General features: G+C 68.4%; 18 protein-coding genes and 1 rRNA gene. 6 read left to right on the top strand and 13 right to left on the bottom strand.

Annotated features, from left to right (window positions below):
• A 16S ribosomal RNA gene (locus ABZV44_RS30465) occupies window positions 1–88 on the bottom strand; the annotation flags it as partial.
• A gap of 478 nt (window positions 89–566) precedes the next feature.
• Here ABZV44_RS30465 and ABZV44_RS30460 point away from each other — a divergent pair.
• The 3 genes from ABZV44_RS30460 (at window position 567) to ABZV44_RS30450 (ending at window position 3,754) form a co-directional block, all read left to right on the top strand.
• On the top strand, window positions 567–866 hold the full coding sequence (locus ABZV44_RS30460) for a hypothetical protein (RefSeq protein WP_354843637.1): 300 nt from the start codon (window positions 567–569) through the stop codon (window positions 864–866).
• A gap of 189 nt (window positions 867–1,055) precedes the next feature.
• Window positions 1,056–2,834: a glycosyltransferase family 39 protein gene (locus ABZV44_RS30455; protein ID WP_354843634.1), complete on the top strand. Its 1,779-nt coding sequence runs from the start codon at window positions 1,056–1,058 to the stop codon at window positions 2,832–2,834.
• Window positions 2,835–2,887: 53 nt separating this feature from the next.
• The gene (locus ABZV44_RS30450; protein WP_354843631.1) at window positions 2,888–3,754 is read left to right on the top strand and encodes an SDR family NAD(P)-dependent oxidoreductase; all 867 of its coding nucleotides are present in this window, start codon (window positions 2,888–2,890) and stop codon (window positions 3,752–3,754) included.
• 37 nt (window positions 3,755–3,791) lie between these two features.
• Here the strand turns inward: ABZV44_RS30450 and ABZV44_RS30445 are convergent, their stop codons facing one another.
• Together ABZV44_RS30445 and ABZV44_RS30440 are read right to left on the bottom strand one after the other, a co-directional pair.
• Complete coding sequence (locus ABZV44_RS30445) at window positions 3,792–4,472, bottom strand: DUF4386 family protein (protein ID WP_354843628.1); 681 nt, start codon at window positions 4,470–4,472, stop codon at window positions 3,792–3,794.
• 11 nt (window positions 4,473–4,483) lie between these two features.
• Window positions 4,484–5,413 (bottom strand): NAD-dependent epimerase/dehydratase family protein, encoded by a 930-nt coding sequence (locus ABZV44_RS30440; protein ID WP_354843625.1) that lies wholly within the window; start codon window positions 5,411–5,413, stop codon window positions 4,484–4,486.
• A 150-nt stretch (window positions 5,414–5,563) separates the two neighbouring features.
• Here ABZV44_RS30440 and ABZV44_RS30435 point away from each other — a divergent pair, with 150 nt between their 5' ends.
• On the top strand, window positions 5,564–6,265 hold the full coding sequence (locus tag ABZV44_RS30435) for a TetR/AcrR family transcriptional regulator (RefSeq protein WP_354843622.1): 702 nt from the start codon (window positions 5,564–5,566) through the stop codon (window positions 6,263–6,265).
• A 167-nt stretch (window positions 6,266–6,432) separates the two neighbouring features.
• Here the strand turns inward: ABZV44_RS30435 and groL are convergent, their stop codons facing one another.
• The 10 genes from groL to ABZV44_RS30385 all read right to left on the bottom strand — a co-directional run bounded on the left by groL (window position 6,433) and on the right by ABZV44_RS30385 (window position 16,155).
• Window positions 6,433–8,055 (bottom strand): chaperonin GroEL, encoded by a 1,623-nt coding sequence (gene groL / locus ABZV44_RS30430; RefSeq protein WP_354843619.1) that lies wholly within the window; start codon window positions 8,053–8,055, stop codon window positions 6,433–6,435.
• Between the two features lie 225 nt (window positions 8,056–8,280).
• Window positions 8,281–8,583 (bottom strand): hypothetical protein, encoded by a 303-nt coding sequence (locus ABZV44_RS30425; RefSeq protein WP_071343351.1) that lies wholly within the window; start codon window positions 8,581–8,583, stop codon window positions 8,281–8,283.
• A gap of 107 nt (window positions 8,584–8,690) precedes the next feature.
• The gene (locus tag ABZV44_RS30420; protein ID WP_354843615.1) at window positions 8,691–9,446 is read right to left on the bottom strand and encodes a Clp protease N-terminal domain-containing protein; all 756 of its coding nucleotides are present in this window, start codon (window positions 9,444–9,446) and stop codon (window positions 8,691–8,693) included.
• A gap of 66 nt (window positions 9,447–9,512) precedes the next feature.
• Entirely contained in the window at window positions 9,513–10,595 is a 1,083-nt protein-coding gene (locus ABZV44_RS30415) for an FAD-dependent oxidoreductase (RefSeq protein WP_354843612.1), read from the bottom strand.
• A 125-nt stretch (window positions 10,596–10,720) separates the two neighbouring features.
• Window positions 10,721–11,623: an RNA polymerase sigma-70 factor gene (locus ABZV44_RS30410; protein ID WP_354843609.1), complete on the bottom strand. Its 903-nt coding sequence runs from the start codon at window positions 11,621–11,623 to the stop codon at window positions 10,721–10,723.
• 149 nt (window positions 11,624–11,772) lie between these two features.
• A complete protein-coding gene (locus tag ABZV44_RS30405) occupies window positions 11,773–12,204 on the bottom strand; it encodes a hypothetical protein (RefSeq protein ID WP_354843606.1) in 432 nt (143 codons plus the stop codon).
• Between the two features lie 113 nt (window positions 12,205–12,317).
• Window positions 12,318–12,671, bottom strand: coding sequence for a UBP-type zinc finger domain-containing protein (locus ABZV44_RS30400; protein WP_354843604.1), 354 nt, complete (start codon window positions 12,669–12,671; stop codon window positions 12,318–12,320).
• 18 nt (window positions 12,672–12,689) lie between these two features.
• Entirely contained in the window at window positions 12,690–14,159 is a 1,470-nt protein-coding gene (locus ABZV44_RS30395) for an ATP-binding protein (protein WP_354843601.1), read from the bottom strand.
• A 10-nt stretch (window positions 14,160–14,169) separates the two neighbouring features.
• Complete coding sequence (locus tag ABZV44_RS30390) at window positions 14,170–15,843, bottom strand: FAD-dependent oxidoreductase (RefSeq protein ID WP_354843598.1); 1,674 nt, start codon at window positions 15,841–15,843, stop codon at window positions 14,170–14,172.
• Between the two features lie 108 nt (window positions 15,844–15,951).
• Window positions 15,952–16,155, bottom strand: a complete 204-nt coding sequence (locus tag ABZV44_RS30385) for a hypothetical protein (protein WP_354843596.1) — start codon at window positions 16,153–16,155, stop codon at window positions 15,952–15,954.
• A gap of 261 nt (window positions 16,156–16,416) precedes the next feature.
• Here ABZV44_RS30385 and ABZV44_RS30380 point away from each other — a divergent pair, with 261 nt between their 5' ends.
• On the top strand, window positions 16,417–16,875 hold the full coding sequence (locus tag ABZV44_RS30380; protein ID WP_354843593.1) for an SRPBCC family protein: 459 nt from the start codon (window positions 16,417–16,419) through the stop codon (window positions 16,873–16,875).
• Window positions 16,876–16,890: 15 nt separating this feature from the next.
• Entirely contained in the window at window positions 16,891–17,589 is a 699-nt protein-coding gene (locus ABZV44_RS30375; protein ID WP_354843590.1) for an SIMPL domain-containing protein, read from the top strand.
• Window positions 17,590–17,595: the final 6 nt, after the last annotated feature.

Here is a 17,595-nt window from a genome sequence, read left to right as displayed (position 1 = left end):
TGTACCCCGAAGGGCCTTACCGCTCGACTTGCATGTGTTAAGCACGCCGCTAGCGTTCGTCCTGAGCCAGGATCAAACTCTCCGTTGAAGACTCTAGAAACACCCGAAGGTGAATCAGAAGTATCTCGAACCAGAGTCCGAAAACCTAGCAAAAATAGCCGGCTGGAAATTAGCCGACTCAAATGTCCGACCCTCACACGGGGGGTGAGAATCGGAACCAAATTTCAAAATTTGGCACTGACATTCATCGACACACTATTGAGTTCTCAAAGAACACACGCACACACGATCTCCCGGGCTCTTAGTCCCGCTCGTTCGTGAGGCAACTTTTACAGCTTAGCTCAGCCTTCTCGGCGGAGCCAAATCCGCTGGTCAGGTGAAGCTCGTGTGATCATCAGGCGCTCCTCGTCCAACCTCGTTTCCCAGGCCCTTGGGGCTCCGGGTCGGTGTCCGTGTCGCTCTGACCTGGAATAAGTTACGTGTTGCTACGAACAGAAGTCAAATCGGCTGGTCAGAGGGGCAATTCACGCAATTCGCACGCTCTCGCTCTTGCGACCCTTGGTCGGGTGGACGACCTTGGTGGTGTGTACGTCTGCGATTGGTCGATTACCAGTTCTGTTGTCGACGAGTTCGCGGAACGAGTTCCCGGCCATAAAGAAACCGACTGGCGTGTTAGTTGGCTGCCAGGCCGATTGTTCACCCGCGCCCAGGCGCTGGCCGCCATCGAATTGGCCGAACTCCTCTTCGCCCCGGCCCGTACCGCGGACGCCGACATCCACACCACCATCGCCGCGACCGCCGAACAGCTCGGGGTCCGGCTCATCGATGTGGCCGTCACCCTCTCGGCACGACACCCCAGCCGCTGACCCGACCGCCGTCCGGCCGCACCATCCACCCCACGGTGGGCGCGGATACGCCGGGCGGACGATTCCCGCCGCAAGCCCTCCGCCCAGGGGTGGAATTCCTTTGACACCCACCGGGAACGGACCGAAATTGGGGCTGTGACAGGGGTAATCGCACGTCCCGAACGATCTGGAACCGACTGGTCACGATGGTTGCGGGGGCCGACGGACCAGCCACGCTGGGCCCGGCCCGCTTTGCTGGGCATCGTCGTCACGGCCGGGGTCCTCTACGCCTGGGGCATCAGCTCACAGACTCCACATCTGTACTACTCGGCCGCCGCCCGCTCGATGAGCATGAGCCGGCACAACTTCTTCTACGCGGCCTTCGACCCGGACGCGACCATCAGCATCGACAAACTGCCGGGCGCGATCTGGACCCAGGCGCTGTCGGTGCGGGTATTCGGGCCGCACACCTGGGCGTATCTCCTGCCGCAGGTCATCGAGGGCGTGCTCACTGTGCTCGTGCTCTACCGCGCGGTGCGGCGACTGTCCGGTCCGTACGCGGCCCTCGTCACGGCGGCGGTCGCGGCCCTGGCGCCGGCGGTGGTCGCGCTCGATCGCGGCAATATCTCCGACACCCTGCTGATCCTGCTGCTGGTGCTGGCCGCGGATCAGACGGCGGCCGTGATCGTGTCGGGGCGGGTGCGGAATCTGGTGTGGTGTGGGCTGTGCATCGGCCTCGCCTTCCAGGCGAAGATGGTGCAGGCCTGGCTGATCGTCCCGGTGCTGGCGGCGGCGCTGCTGCTCGCCGCGCCGAGAGGCGAACTGCGACAGCGCATCACGGGTCTGGCCTGGTTCGGTGTGACCGCGCTGGCGGTGTCGCTGAGCTGGATGACGGTGGTCAGCCTGCTACCCGCCGGGCACCGGCCGTACGTGGACGGCAGCCACCACAACTCGCTGTTCGAGCAGGTCTTCGTCTACAACGCGGCCAGCCGCACCAATGACGGATTCAGTGTGGGGTCGGCCAACTTCACCACCGGTGGCCAGGGCTCGGGATACCGCGCGGAGCTGGTGCTCGGGCCGGACAGCCGATTCGACCATCTCTTCGGGGGCGGCGGCGGTCGCGAGACCGGGTGGTTGATTCCGCTCGCGCTGGTCTGCCTGATCGTCCTGGCCTGGGCGGCCCGGCGCCGGCCGCGCACCGATCGCGAGACCGCGGCGCTGATGCTGTGGGGCGGCTGGCTCGTGGTCCACCTGGCGATCTTCCTGATGATCGGGACGGTGAACCCCTACTACCTGGCGGTGCTCGCACCCGCGATCGCGGCCCTGATCGGCATGGGGGCCCAGGCTTTCGGCCAGACGGATGACCGCCGGGTACGCGGGCTGGGGTGGGCCGCTGTGGCCGCGACCGCCGCGTACGGCTGGTGGCTGTCCGCGTCCGCGCCCGGCTGGGTGCGAGCCGGGCTCGTGGTCGTCACCGTGGTGCTCATCCTGGCCGCGCTGCGTGTCCGCGAATCGTTGGCAACCGCACTGCTACTCGTCGCGGCGCTCGCCGCGCCGACGACGGCCGCGGTCTCGGTGGTCGCGGACGGATACGGTCCGCTGGACACCCCCTATGAATCGGCGCAGGCCCGGCAGGTCACCCAGGGCTTCATGGCCTCGGCCCTCACCTCGGCCCGGGAACTCGACGCACAGCTCGCCAAAACGCCCGGCCACCCGCGATATCCACTGGTCACCTTCACCTCCGCGCTGGCCTCGCCGTTCATTGTGAGCAGCGGCCGGCAGGTGCCGGCCATCGGCGGATTCACGGGCGCGGCCCCGGTGCCCACCACCGCCGAGGTCGCCCGCATGATCGAGGCCGGCGAGGTCGGACTGGTCCTGGTGACGCCCGCCGACGACGACCGTGTGACGTGGATCCGGCAACACTGCCGCGCACTGCCCGGCGGCGGGGACGGCGCCGCGGTCCTCGCCTACACCTGTGCCCGCCACTGACAGCGAAACCGAAACGGTCCCGAATCACTGTGCGGCACTTAGCATCACTGACCATGCAGGACATCAGCGGGCTGATTCACAAGATCAAGCACGGCCTCGACACCCAGGTGAACCTCGCGCGGCTGCGGCGAAATCGCACCCTCGCGGACGCCGCCACCGGACGCACCGTCCTGATCACCGGCGCCTCCTCCGGCATCGGACGCGTAGCCGCCGCCCAGCTCGGCGCGGCCGGAGCCACCGTGCTGCTGGTCGCGCGCCGCGCCGACGAACTCGCACAGGCCGTCGCCGATATCGAGGCCGCGGGCGGCAAGGCCGTCGCCTACCCCTGCGACCTCAACGACTTCGACGCCCTCGACGCCATGACCGCCACCGTGCTCGCCGACCACGGCCAGGTCGACATCCTGGTCAACAATGCCGGCCGCTCCATCCGCCGCCCGCTCGACCAGTCCTACGACCGCTTCCACGACTACGAACGCACCATGCGGCTCAACTACTTCGCGGCCGTCCGCCTCATCCTCGCCTTCGCGCCCGGCATGCGGGACCGGCGCGACGGCCACATCATCAACATCCTGTCCCTGGCCAACCTCTACGGCGGCCCGGGCTACGCGGCCTACGTCGCGTCCAAAGCGGCCCTCGACTCCCTGAGCACCAGCCTCCAAGCCGAAACCCACACCGAGAACGTGCGTTTCACCTCCGTCTATCTCCCCCTCGTCCGCACCCCGATGATCGCCCCCAACGCCGTCTACCAGAACGCCGACGCCCTCACCCCCGAAGAGGGCGGGCAAATCATCTGCGACGCCATCATCGACCGGCCGCGGCGACTCGCCCCGGTCATGGGCCGAGTCACCGCGCTCATCGACAGCGTCCTGCCCGAACGTGCCGACAGCATCCGCAGCGCGCGCTTCCGGCAAGGCATGTGACCAGCGCCCCGGGGCGCGCCGACACCCCGGGAAACCGTCACGCGGACCGGTGGCCCCACAGTGCGGCCAAGGCCAGCAGCCATCCGCTCCACAGCACGTACCCGGCGAAATTCGCCTGTTGCGCGCCCGGCACCTGCCACGGAGCCACCACACCGGCCAGGATCAGGGCCGCCGCCGCTGTTCCGAGCACCGCGAACCAGCGCGGAAAACCCCGGTGCCGCAGAGCCGATGCCGCCAGCACCGTCCAGGCGGCGGTCAGCGAATAACCGCACATCTCACCGAGCGCCGTACCCAGCAAGCGATTCCCGAACTCGAATTCCGCTGCGGCGGAGCCACTCCCGGACGCGGCGCGGTCCGCGAGACCCGGCGCCAGCACTGGCCAGCGCAGCAGGCCGGCGGCCTGCACCACGCCCGCCACGACCCCGGCACGCATCGCCCAGCGCATGCGCGCCGAATCATCGCGGCGGCCGGCCGGCAGCGCGATCGGAACGAGCAGCACCGCGCCGAACGCGAGCACGGAGAACCACGCGACCACCGCGGACTCGTGCGCCCGGAACAACGCCAGCACCTCCGCGCTCGGACGAGACAGGACACGCGGATAGTCGAACACCGCGCCCAAACCCGCGAACCCGGCATTCATGCACACGACTGCCACCACGATCAGAACTCGCGGCAGCAGCGCCGCCCTGCCGATGGAGGATTTCGTGAGAGTGGACATGGCGGACTCCTTCACCGGCGCACGGCGGGCTGGGCGTCCAGGGTGGCGCGGACGGCATCCGCGAGCGGCGTCGGGTCGAGGCCGAAGTGAGTGGTCGCGGCGCTGGAGTCCAGGACGAAGGGGCGGTCGAATTGGTAACGCAGTTCCCGCATTTCGCGGGCATCGGGTACGAACAGGCCGACCGCCCACAGCAGGGCGGCGGGCAGGCGGCCGACCCGGGCCGACGGCGCGCCGGCCAGCGACGCGGTCAGGTCGGCCAGGGCGCGGACCGACAGCGGCGGCGGGGTCGGGACGTGCCAGGCTCGGCCCCAGGCGGTTTCGTCATCCGCGACGGCGATCAGCAGGCGGGCCACGTCCTCGGTGGCGGTCCAGCTGTGCGGGGCGTCCGGGTCCGCCGGGACCAGGGCACGCTTGCCCGCGAGCACCGCGGGCAGCACCAGCACGCTGAAGGCCGAGGTCGCGTGCGGGCCGAGGTAGTCCGAGCCGCGCACCTCGGCGGTGCGGATGCGACCGGCCCGGTGTGCGGCGAGCTGCTCGGACCACATGTCCGCGCGCACCCGGCCCTTCACGGAATTCGGGCGCAGCGGATGCGATTCGGTGACCGGACCGTCGAATTCGCCGTAGCCGTACAGGTTTCCGACCGTGATCAGAGCCGCGCCGGAAAGCTCGGCGGCGGTCAGCACGGCGCGATGCAGGGGTGGGAAATCCTGCGGCCAGCGGTGATACGAGGGCTGGGCGCACTGGTACAGGGCGGTGGCGTCCGCGCAGTGGGTGAGCAGGGCTGCCGGGTCGGCGGCGTCGGCGGCGATGCGCTCGATATTCGGGTGGTCGGGGCCGGAGCCGCTCCGGGTGACGATGCGGACATGGTCACCTCGCGCGGCGAGCAGTCGCGCGGTGGCCGTGCCCACCGGGCCCGCTCCGATGACGACGTGCAGGGACATGGGGTCCTCGATCCTGTCGGATGTGGATAAGTCGAGAACAGTGTTCTCGCCCTGTCGACGGTAGAAGTGCACACCGTTTCCCGTCAAGAACACTGTTCTCTCAGTCGCCTGCCGTTCTCCGAACGGTTGCCTGTTCTCTACACTGCGGATATGTCCGCCGGATCCCTGCGCGCCCGCGTCCGCACCGAAATGATCGAGGAGATCAAGGCCACCGCGCGCAAGCGGCTGGCCACCGACGGCGCGAACCTGTCCCTGCGCGGCGTCGCCCGCGACATGGGGATCGTCGCCTCCGCGCTCTACCGCTACTTCCCCAGCCGCGACGACCTGCTGACCGCCCTGATCCTGGACAGCTACCGATCCCTCGGCGCGGCCGCCACCGCGGCACAGACCACAGCTCCCACGAACAGCGAACGCGCACAATGGCTTTCGGTGTGCGCATCGGTCCGGGACTGGGCCGTCGCCAACCCCACCGAATACGGACTCCTCTACGGCAGCCCCATCCCCGGCTACGACGCCCCCGAGGACACCGTCGGCCCCGCCGCCACCGTCGTCATGCTGCTCGCCGGCATCGCCGCCCACGCCGCGACCGCCGGCCGCCTCCACCCCGTACCCCTGCCCACTCCCCTCCCCGCCCCGGTGCGCGCGGACCTGCGCACCCTCATCGAACAGCAGTCGTCCGACCTCCCCGAAGACGTCCTCGACCGCGTATTCCTGGCCTGGACACAGCTTTTCGGCCTGATCACCTTCGAGATCTTCGGCCGCCTCGACGGCACCATCGAAGCCGTCGCCGACTACTTCACCCACCACATGAACCTCATGGCCGACCTCGTCGGCCTCCCCGCCGAAAGCTGATCCGACCAAGCGAATCGGCCTGTGCGCCACCCTCACACGCCTGCGCCCGGCCACCGCGTGCCGATCGCTGTTCCCCTTCCGGCCCCTTACCCGCACATGGCCGAGGGCCCGGCCACCGTCCGGTGGCCGGGCCCTCGTTCTTCAGATGTGTTGCCGGAAGGCAGGACTCAGAAGTCCATGCCGCCCATGCCGCCGGTCGGGTCGCCCGCGGGGGCGGCCTTCTCCGGCTTGTCGGCGACGACGGCCTCGGTGGTCAGGAACAGGGCCGCGATGGAGGCCGCGTTCTGCAGGGCCGAGCGGGTGACCTTGACCGGGTCGGCAACGCCGGCGGCCAGCAGGTCGACGTACTCGCCGGACTCGGCGTTCAGGCCGTGGCCCGCCGGGAGGTTCGAGACCTTCTCGGCGACAACGCCCGGCTCCAGGCCGGCGTTGAAGGCGATCTGCTTCAGCGGGGCGGACAGCGCGACGCGGACGATGTTCGCGCCGGTGGCCTCGTCACCCGACAGGGACAGGGCGTCCAGGGCCGGGGCGGCCTGCAGCAGCGCCACGCCACCACCGGCGACGATGCCCTCTTCGACGGCAGCCTTCGCGTTGCGGACGGCGTCCTCGATGCGGTGCTTGCGCTCCTTGAGCTCGACCTCGGTCGCGGCGCCGGCCTTGATCACGGCAACACCGCCGGCCAGCTTGGCCAGGCGCTCCTGCAGCTTCTCACGGTCGTAGTCCGAGTCCGAGTTCTCGATCTCGGTGCGGATCTGCGCCACGCGGCCCTTGATGGCCTCCGGGTCGCCCGCGCCCTCGACGATGGTGGTCTCGTCCTTGGTGATGACGACCTTGCGGGCGGTGCCCAGCAGCTCCAGACCGGCGGTCTCCAGGGAGAGGCCGACCTCTTCGCTGATGACCTCGCCACCGGTCAGGATGGCGATGTCGGCCAGCATGGCCTTGCGGCGGTCACCGAAGCCCGGGGCCTTGACGGCGATGGACTTGAAGGTGCCACGGATCTTGTTGACGACCAGGGTCGACAGGGCCTCGCCCTCGACGTCCTCGGCGATGATCAGCAGCGGCTTGCCGGCCTGGATGACCTTCTCCAGCAGCGGCAGCAGGTCCTTGACGGTCGAGATCTTCGAGCCGACGAGCAGGATGTACGGGTCCTCGAGGACCGCTTCCTGACGCTCCGGGTCGGTCACGAAGTAACCGGAGATGTAGCCCTTGTCGAAGCGCATGCCCTCGGTCAGCTCCAGCTGGAGGCCGAAGGTGTTGCTCTCCTCGACGGTGATGACGCCTTCCTTGCCGACCTTGTCCATGGCCTCGGCGATCAGCTCACCGATGGACGAGTCGCCCGCCGAGATACCGGCGGTGGCAGCGATCTGCTCCTTGGTCTCGACCTCCTTGGCGGTGTCGAGCAGCTTGGCGGTGACGGCCTCGACGGCCTTCTCGATGCCGCGCTTCAGGCCGAGCGGGTTGGCGCCGGCGGCCACGTTGCGCAGGCCCTCACGGACCAGCGCCTGGGCCAGCACGGTGGCGGTGGTGGTGCCGTCACCCGCGACGTCGTCGGTCTTCTTCGCAACTTCCTTGACGAGCTCCGCGCCGATCTTCTCGTACGGGTCCTCGAGCTCGATTTCCTTGGCGATGGAGACACCGTCGTTGGTGATGGTGGGGGCGCCCCACTTCTTCTCCAGCACCACGTTGCGGCCCTTGGGGCCCAGGGTCACCTTGACAGCGTCGGCGAGGCTGTTCAGGCCACGCTCGAGTCCGCGGCGAGCCTCTTCGTCGTACGCAATTGTCTTGGCCATTGCGTTGAGATCCTCCAGATCAGGGGATTGGCATGATCTGGTCAGGTTCGGTGCCCGCGACGGACGACCCGGCTCATTTGGTCAAATACAGCCCGGTCTCACCGTTTCCGACCTAGCACTCGCAGGTGCGGAGTGCCAAATCCCTTTTTAGCACTCGCCCCAGACGAGTGCAAGGTTGGAGAGATGGCCGCACGAGTCCTCTCGGCGGCCCGGATCCCACGAGGACTACGAGAAGTGGGAGCGGTCGTCTACCCGCAGCAGCAGGGCGATCAGGGCGTCGGTACGACGTTCCTCCGGAGTCCGCGGCTCGCCGTGCTCGACGGTGACGAGTTCGGCATCCTGGAGGAGGAGTTCGGCTTCGATTCGCATGATGGCCCGGATGAACGGTGGTGCGACCTCGGGTGGGAGGTCCCCGTTCACGATGTAGCCGCCGTCCGGCGTGTCCTCGGTGGAGACATAACTGAGCGCGCGCAGCAGATCGGCGCGCTTTTCCCCCGCAACTAGGTCGGAACCCTCGTCGCCCGCCATTCCACAATCGTATCTGCCGCATCATGCACACCAGCGGACCCGGTGACGCGGGGATGCTCGCGAGCCCTACATCACCAGGTCGGCAGCATGGTGGAGCGACACGCCGACTACTGCGCGCCGGGGGCGGGTGCCGTGACGCCGGGCACCGGCAGCGAGCTCAGCAGGTCCGCGATATCGGCCTGCACCGAGTCCTTGTCCAGCCCCAGACCGGACAGGATGCCCGCGCCGTTCTCCTGGTCCAGCAGGGCGAGCAGCAGGTGCTCGGTGCCGATGTAGTTGTGACCCAGTCGCAAGGCCTCGCGGAAGGTCAGCTCCAGGGCCTTGCGGGCCTGCGCGTCGAACGGGATGAGCGCGGGCACCGGGTCGCCGGTGGCGGCGGGGAGGGCGGCCGTGGCCACCCGGCGGACGGCGTCGGCCGAGACGCCCCTGGCCTCGATGACCTTCACCGCGAGGGATTCGGGCTCGGCCAGCAGGCCCAGGATCAGGTGCTCGGCACGGGTTTCGAGATTGCCGACGGCCCGGGCCTCCTCCTGGGCGGCCATCACCACGTGGCGGGCGCGCGGCGTGAAGCGGGCGAACCCGGCGCTGGGGTCGAGGGCGGCGGCCTGGCCCGGGTCGACGGGAGCCTTGGGGACGAAGCGCTTCTGAGCGGCCTGCTTGGTCACGCCCATGCTCTGGCCGATATCGGTCCAGGACGCGCCGGAGCGGCGGGCCTGGTCGACGAAGTGGCCGATCAGATGGTCGGCCACCTCGCCGATGTGGTTGCCGAGGACCACGGCGTCGGAGAGCTGTTCGAGGACGTCGTCGGGACGGGCCTTCTTGATGCCGTCGATCAGATCGTCGAGGCGGATGGAGTTCGTCATACGTCAACTGTAGGTTGACCACACTGCAATGGTCAACCTTAAGTTGACGATAGTCCGGGTGTGGGCTCAGAGCTTCGCCGCCCGGCCCACGGCCCGCACGATCTGCTCCTTGATCCATGCCGCCGTGCGACCGGTCAGCACCGTGCGGCCATTCGAGTCGTCGGCGTGCATGAACTGGACGACACCGTCGCGACGACCCAGGCTGACGCAGGTCAGCACGAAACGGACCCGATAGGGCGCCGGCGTCTTCCCGCGCACCCGAGCGGCCACCGCCGCACCGATGTACTTGCCCGCGGGCTGCGCGGCCTGGCAGGACATCCGCGCCTCGCGGCCGTTGTGCCCGAGCATGATCGCCGCGTCACCGACCGCGTACACATCCGGGATGCCCTGCACCCGCAGCTGCTCGTCGACCAGGACGCGGTCGCGCGCGTCCACCGGCAGGCCGGAGCGGGCCGCCACCTCCGGCACGGTGAAACCCGTTGTCCAGAGCACGGTTTCGGCGGCGATGCGCTCGCCGTCGACCAGCTCGAGTCCGGCCGCGGTCACCGCCGCCACCTTGGCGACGTGCACGCGGACGCCGAGGCGGTCCAGGACGGCGCGAATGTGCGCGGCCGCCTTGGGAATCAGCCAGCCTCCCGGTTCGTCGGCGCTCACCAGCAGGACCTCGAGGTCGGGCCGGGATTCGGCGAGTTCGGTGGCGGTCTCGATGCCCGTGGGGCCGCCACCCACCACGGCGATCCGGCCGGTGAGCGCGGGGATCCGGCGCACATCCTCGGAAGTCGCCACGGTGTGGGCGAATTCGGCGGCGCCGGGCACCATGCCGAGGTCGGCCCGGCTGCCGAGGGCGTAGATCAGCGAGTCGTATTCGACGACTCCGCCGGAGGCCAGTTCGACGCGGCGGGTCGCGGTGTCGACCCGTTCCGCGCGGCCGGCGACGAACTCGATGCCCTTGGCCTCCAGGGTCTTCCGCAGTTCCCAGCGCGGCACGTCCTGACCGGCGGCGACCTGATGCAGCCGCACCCGGTCGACGAATTCGGTGTGCAGGTCGATCACGGTGACCCGCGCGCTCTTCGCCTTCACCGCCTGCCGCGCCGCGGCCAGCCCCGCATAACCCGCGCCCAGTACGACGATTCGATGCTGCCCGGTCATGAGAGTGCTCCTTACCCGGCCCCCGCTCGGTGGCCGACACCCTCTAGACCGGACAGCCCCGCGATCCCTGACAGATTCCGGGTGTGTCCCGCGTCACCCGCGAATTCGCGGCGTGGAAATCGCCGCTATCCAGCGGTTTCGTCAGCGAGTCGCTGCTCGGCACGCACGAGATAGGCCAGCTTGTCCGGGTTCACCACGAGCTGGAGCGAGGCCATCGAAGGGCCGTCGAAGTCGGCGGACACGGTACCCATCACGCTCCCCGCCAGCCGGGCCACGAACGTCGGCGCGGCATTGACCTCCTCGACCGTGAAGGTGAGACCCGGCATCTTTTTGAACAGCCCCACCAGGTAGCGGGCCACGTTCGCGGCGCCGACGATGGGCCGCTTGGCCGCATGGACTTTCGCGCCGCCATCGGCGACGGCGACGATATCGGCGGTGAACATGGCCTCGAGCGCGGCCAGATCACCGGATTGCGCTGCGCTGAGGAACTTTTCGACCAGTTCGCGCGCATGCGCGGGGGCGGGTTCGAAGCGCGGGCGCTCCTCGTGCACGCGGTGGGTGGCGCGGCGGTACACCTGCTGTGCATTGGCCTCGGTGAGTTCGAGCATGTCGGCGATCTCGCGGTGGGCGTAGCCGAAGGCCTCGCGCAGGACGAAGACGGCGCGCTCGGTGGGGCTGAGCCGCTCCGCCAGTGTCAGGAAGGCGATCGACACCAGTTCGCGCTGTTCCGCCGATTCCAGCGGACCGAGTTCGCCGTGCCCGGTCGGGACCGGTTCGGGCAGCCAGGGGCCGACGTAGGTCTCGCGGCGGGCGCGGGCCGAATCCAGCCAGGTGCGGCAGAGGTTCACCAGGATGGTGGTCAACCAGGCCTCCGCGGAGCGGATTCCGGCGCGATCGGTGCCGTCCCAGCGCAGGTAGGTCTCCTGCACGGCGTCCTCGGCCTCGGCGGCGGAGCCGAGCATCCGGTAGGCGAGCGCGAACAGGCGCGGCCGATGCCGTTCGAATTCGGCCAGCCCGTTCGCGTCCATCGGTGCCCCAGTTCTCGTCCTACGCAATCGTTTGAGGACGATACGCCTGCCGCCGCGAGCCACCACGGTGACCACCCGCCACCCGCCACCCGGGTGGGGTCCGCGCCCGCCGGGGAACCAATGCCGCCCGACCGCGAATCGGCGCGAAACTACTTGGGCGCCACCCGGATCGCCACCGCGACCGGCGTATTCGCATACGTCGAGGCCAGGCAGGCCAGTTTGGCGGTACCCAGCGCCACGTTCGGACTGCCGTCCAGGAACGACCCCGGATTGGCGGCCAGGACCTGATCGATCACCTGCTTCTCGACGTCCTCGGTGAGGTCGCGGAAGTCACCGCAGGTGGTCTGGGCGCCGGCGGGCGCGGCCGTCTTCTTGGCCGCGGTGGCGCTGGTGGGCGCCTCGGTGGGCGGTTGCACCGGGGCCGCGGCGGTGGTGGAAGCGCCCGCGCTGGTGGTTCTGGCCGCAGTGGTGGTCCCGGCCTGCTTCAGGCCGTTCGTATCACTGGATTTGTCCGAACCACAACCGGCGAGAGTCAACGCCATCGCACCGGCGGCGAGGGCGACGATCGAAAGACGCTTCATACCCTGCTTTCCGAACTTCCCGTGAGTGCCAGCACCGGACCGGCCCGGCGCTCGCAGCAGCGTACCCGGCCCCGGCGACTCCCGGTAGAAAAAGTTCCGGCCCGCGGCTTTCGTCAGTGCAGATGCTGCTGCCAGTCCGCGGGCACCCGGCCGCGCGGGCCGGGCACCGGCTGGTCCAGCGGATGTGCGTGCGGCGGCGCGAGTTCCGGGCCGCCCTCGTACATCTCCTTGCTCTCGAAGTTGTAGTACCAGTCCTCACCTGGCTCGAAGCTCTGGATGAAGGGGTGCCCGGTGCTCTCGAAGTGCTTGGTGCCGTGCTGGTTCGGCGACATGTCGCAGCAGCCGATGTGCCCGCACTGCGCGCACCGGCGCAGGTGCACCCACCAGCCGCCGGCGGCATCGCATTCGACGCAACCGGATCCGCTGGGCGCGATGCTGGGGTCGATGCCTTCGATCTTTTCGGTCATCAGTTGCCTTCCGTCGTTTTACTGCGCTGCTTCGAGAGCGGACTGCGCTGCGTCGGGAGCGGCTGCCTCGAGCGGCAGTCGGACGATGAAACGCGTATTCCCGGGCTCGGATTCGACCCGGATGTCGCCGCGGTGCTTGTTCACCACGATCCGGAACGAGATGTCCAGCCCGAGCCCGGTGCCCTCGCCGACCGGTTTGGTGGTGAAGAACGGTTCGAAGATGCGGGTGCGGATCTCCTCCGGGATGCCGGGTCCGGTGTCGCCGATTTCCACTGCGGCGCAGTCGTTCTCACGATAGGTGCGGACGGTGAGGGTGCCGCGCCCCGACATGGCGGAGACCGCGTTGTCGATCAGATTGGTCCACACCTGGTTGAGCTCGGCGGCGTAGCACGGCACCGGCGGCAGCGCCGGATCGTATTCCTTGACCACCGCGATGTCGTCGCCGATCTTGCGGGCCAGCATGACCAGCGTGCTGTCCAGCAGTTCGTGCAGGTCCACCACCTGGAACGGGGCCCGGTCCATCTGCGAGTACTGCTTGGCCGCGTTCACCAGCGAGGAAATACGGTTGGTCGAGTCGGTGATCTCGTTCATCAGCAGCTCGGTCTCGACCGTGTAGTTGAGCCAGCGCATGGCCGCCTCGAAAACATCGCCGCCACAACCGGACAGGGTGCCGTGCACCTTCTCCATCCAGTCGATGTCGAATCCCGCCTGCACGAAGTTCGGCGCGATGTCCCAGCCATTGGCGACGCCGTGGTCCTCGAGCCAGTCGCCCAGCTCGTCCTCGCGATCGGCGGCCTCCAGCGGCGTCAGCGTCGGGGCCTTGGCGACCTGGGCGGCCGCCTCCTCCTGCAGCTGGGCCAGCGCCTCCAAGGTCTCGGAGTTGAACTTGCCGTGCGCCATCATCTTCAGCTTGTGCCGCATGCCCGCGACCCGCTCGCGCAGCGAGGAGGTGGCGCGCACCGCGGCGGCGGCCGGATTGTTCAGCTCGTGGGTGAGGCCCGCCGAGAGGGAACCCAGCGCCAGCAGCCGTTCCCGCTGGCCGATGCGCTCATTGGCATTGCGGTTGCCGAAGAAGACGCCCTCCAGCAGATGCAGCGCCATCGGGAACCATTCCTGCATCATCTTCGCGAAGGTGCCGGCGTCCAGCACGAAGAACTTCGACGGCCGGGTCACGTAGAACGACGCGGTGTAGGTCTGTTCGACCTTGTCGCCCATGTAGGCCGTCCACGCGCCCGAGTAGGAGCCGACGTGCTCGGTGCGGACGAGTTCGATCTCCTCGCCGCCCGACATCTTGGTCAGCCGCACCTCGCCGTCCATCAGGACGTAGAAGCAGGTGGCCGGGTCGCCCTCGCGGAAAACCATTCCGGGCTCGAACATTTCGACCCGGCCGTCCTTGCACAGCCAGGCCAGCTGCTCGTCGTCGAGCTTCTCGAACAGGAACAGCTGCCGCAGTTCGTTCGGGTCGCAGATCAATCGGGTGTTGCCCATTCACCTACTCCTACTGTTTCGCGAGCCAGCGGTGCACCAGCATGACGGCCATCGCGCCCTCGCCGACCGCGGAGGCCACCCGCTTCGCCGATTCCGACCGCACGTCGCCGGCCACGAACACGCCGGGCACGCTGGTCTCCAGATGCTGTGGGGGACGAGGGAGTTCCCAGCCCGCGGGCCGTTCGCCCTCGACCATGAGGTCCGGTCCGGCCAGCACATAGCCCCGGTCGTCGCGCTTGACGGTGCCTTCGAGCCAGTCGGTTTCCGGCGCCGCACCGATGAACAGGAACAAACGCTCCGCGTCCACCTTTTCTTCCGTGCCGGCCTCGTTGTTGCGCAGCACGATCCATTCCAGGTGGTCGTCGCCATCGGCGGACACCACCTCGGTGCGGGTGTGCACCTTGATGTTCGGGATCTGCGCGATCTGCTGAATCAGGTAGTGCGACATGGACGCTTCCAGCGACGCCCCGCGCACCACAATGTGCACGGTCCGGGCCCGCCGGGACAGGAACACCGCCGCCTGGCCCGCCGAGTTCGCGCCACCGACGATGTAGACGTCCTTGTCGGCGCAGTCGCTGGCCTCGGTCATGGCCGAGCCGTAGTAGACGCCGCGGCCGGTGAATTCGTCCACGCCGGGGGCCGGGTGGTGGCGGTAGTTGACGCCGGTGGCGATGAGCACCGAGTGCGCGGCGACGCTGCCGCCGTCGGCGAACCGCACCACGCGCGCGGAACCGCAGGCCTCGAGGGCCACCACCTCCCGCGCGGTGATCAGCTCGGCCCCGAATTTCACGGCCTGCCGGCGGGCCCGGTCGGCCAGCTGCGCACCGGAGAGACCGTCGGGAAAGCCCAGGTAGTTCTCGATGCGGGAACTCTGCCCGGCCTGACCGCCGGTGGCGGTGCGTTCCACCAGCACGGTGCGCAGACCCTCCGACGCGCCGTAAACCGCCGCGCCGAGACCGGCCGGGCCGCCGCCGACCACGATCAGGTCGTAGAAGTCGCTGGAGGCGTCGGTGTTCAGGCCCACACCCTCGGCCAATTGCGCGTCGGTGGGCATGATCAGCACATCGCCGCTGGGATTGATGATGACCGGACACTGGTCCTCGGTGGCATTGGCCGCGGTCAGCAGCCGCGCCCCCTCCGGCTCGTCCACCTGGTACCAGCGATACGGCAACTGGTTGCGCGCCAGGAACTCCCGCACCTCCGAGCAGCGGGCCGACCAGCGGTGGCCCACCACCTTGGTCTCGGTCACCGGCTTGTGCTCGTCCCCGCGCCAGGCCTCCAGCAGGGCGTCGACGACCGGGTAGAGCTTCTCCTCCGGCGGATCCCACGGCTTGAGCAGGTAGTGGTCCAGGTCGACCACATTGATGGCCTCGATGGCGGCATTGGTGTCCGCGTAGGCGGTCAGCAGCACGCGGCGCGCGTACGGGTGCAGGTCCATGGCCTGCTCCAGGAATTCGACGCCGTTCATCCCGGGCATCCGGTAGTCGGCGATCATTACCGCGACCGGCTGGCCGCGCAGTTTCATCTCGCGAAGGGCCTCGAGCGCATCGGCGCCGGACTCCGCCCGCAGAATCCGGTAGTCCGCCCCGTACCGGCGGCGCAGGTCCCGCACGACCGCGCGCGAGACGCCGGGATCGTCGTCGACGCTGAGGATGGCCGGCTTCGCGGTAGCTGGTGAAGTCACCTAACGAGTATGGGCTGACGACGCAAGACCGCGAAGGCCAGACCGTGCCATGTTCGCGTCAGGCGGAACAAACCTGCGTCCTTGCTCGTACATGCCGGGCACACCGATTCAAATCCGGTGATGCTCAATGAAATCCATCTCGGTAGGGGTGAGCAATCGCTCGAGTCGCTCTTCGAGGTCGCCGTTGGCCTTGCGGCGGAAGCGTTTCGTCGATTTGTCGAGCGTCGGGGACTCCGCATCGGCACCGGACTCTTCGGCGGGGAGGAGCGGGACCGTCTTGGTCTCGAGATGCAGGAGCGAACGCAGGTTCACGGCCGATCACCTCACGTTTCCCAATCGGAAAGCTGGTGGCAGTGTCTGTTGCTTCGTCTATCGACATTGTGCGCCGAGCATTACATTTCGGACATCAACACCCCCAGAATGTGATCTAGTTGATTTTCAACCGCGGAATGAACCGGCGGCACATGGCCATACGTGCAGGTGGGTGTGGTGATCCACACCACGGAGCCAAGGTGATCCACGCCACCCGAACTAGGATGCGTGGTACCGATCGTTACGTCCCCGGAGGCAGCGTTGCCGAAAACTCTCGAAGCCAGCATCGATATCGCGGCAGCACCCGAGCAGGTCTGGAGCGTTGTCGCCGACCTCAAGCGCATTCCCGAGTTCAGCCCGCAGACCCTGCGCATGCTGCCGCTGGGCCGCGCCGTGCACACCGGCACGTGGACGGTGAACCTCAACAAGGCCAAGGGCTACATCTACCCGACCACCTCCCGGGTGGTGCGATTCGAGCCGAATCGCGCGATCGCCTTCCGCATGAACGAGAACCGGACCATCTGGAGCTACACCCTCGAGCCCACCGCGGACGGCGGCACCAAGCTGGTCCAGCGGCGCGACGTCCCCAGCGGCAAGCTGCCGCGATGGCTGCAGTTCACCATCGACAACGTCTTCGGCGGTGAGCAGCCCTTCGAAGGCGCGCTCGAGGACGGCATGCAGGTGACCCTCGGGAAGATCAAGCAAACCGTGGAGCGCTGAGCGTAGGTTCGGCCTATGCGACGACTGACAGCGCTCTGCGCCGCCACGGCCGGTGTGGCGCTCGTGCTCACCGGCTGCGGCAGCTCCGACTCCTCGGGCGACCGCACGGTCACCGTCACCGGTACCGGAAAGGTCCAGGGCACACCGGATGTGCTCAATGCCGATCTGGGCACCGAGGTGAGCGCGGCCGACGTGTCCGCGGCCGTGAACCAGGCCGGCGACAAGGCCAAGGCGATCACCGACGCCATGGTCACGGCCGGGGCCAAGCGCGAGGACATCAAGACCAGCGACCTGTCCGTGCAGCCCACCTACGGCACCGACGGCCACAACATCACCGGCTATCGCGCCACCAGCACCATGCACGTGGCCGTGCGGGACCTGCCGAAGGCCTCGGGCATCCTGTCGGCGGCGGTGCAGGCGGGCGGCAACGACACCCGCATCAACTCGGTGGCCTTCGGGCTGGAGGACAACACCAAGCTGTTGTCCGACGCCCGCGCGCGAGCCTTCGACGACGCCAAGAGCCGCGCCGAGCAGTACGCGGGCCTGTCCGGGCTGAAACTGAAGACGGTCAAGACCATCAGCGAAAACGGCAGCGGCGCAACGCCGACGCCGATGTACCGGGACACCGCCCCGGGCGCCGCACCCAACATCAACCTCGAACCAGGCCAGCAGACGGTCACATTCACCGTGACCGTCGCCTGGGATATGGGATAGCTCGTC

The organism is Nocardia sp. NPDC004860 (genome assembly GCF_040609015.1).
Lineage (GTDB): Bacteria > Actinomycetota > Actinomycetes > Mycobacteriales > Mycobacteriaceae > Nocardia.
This window is presented reverse-complemented; position numbering and strand designations above follow the sequence as displayed.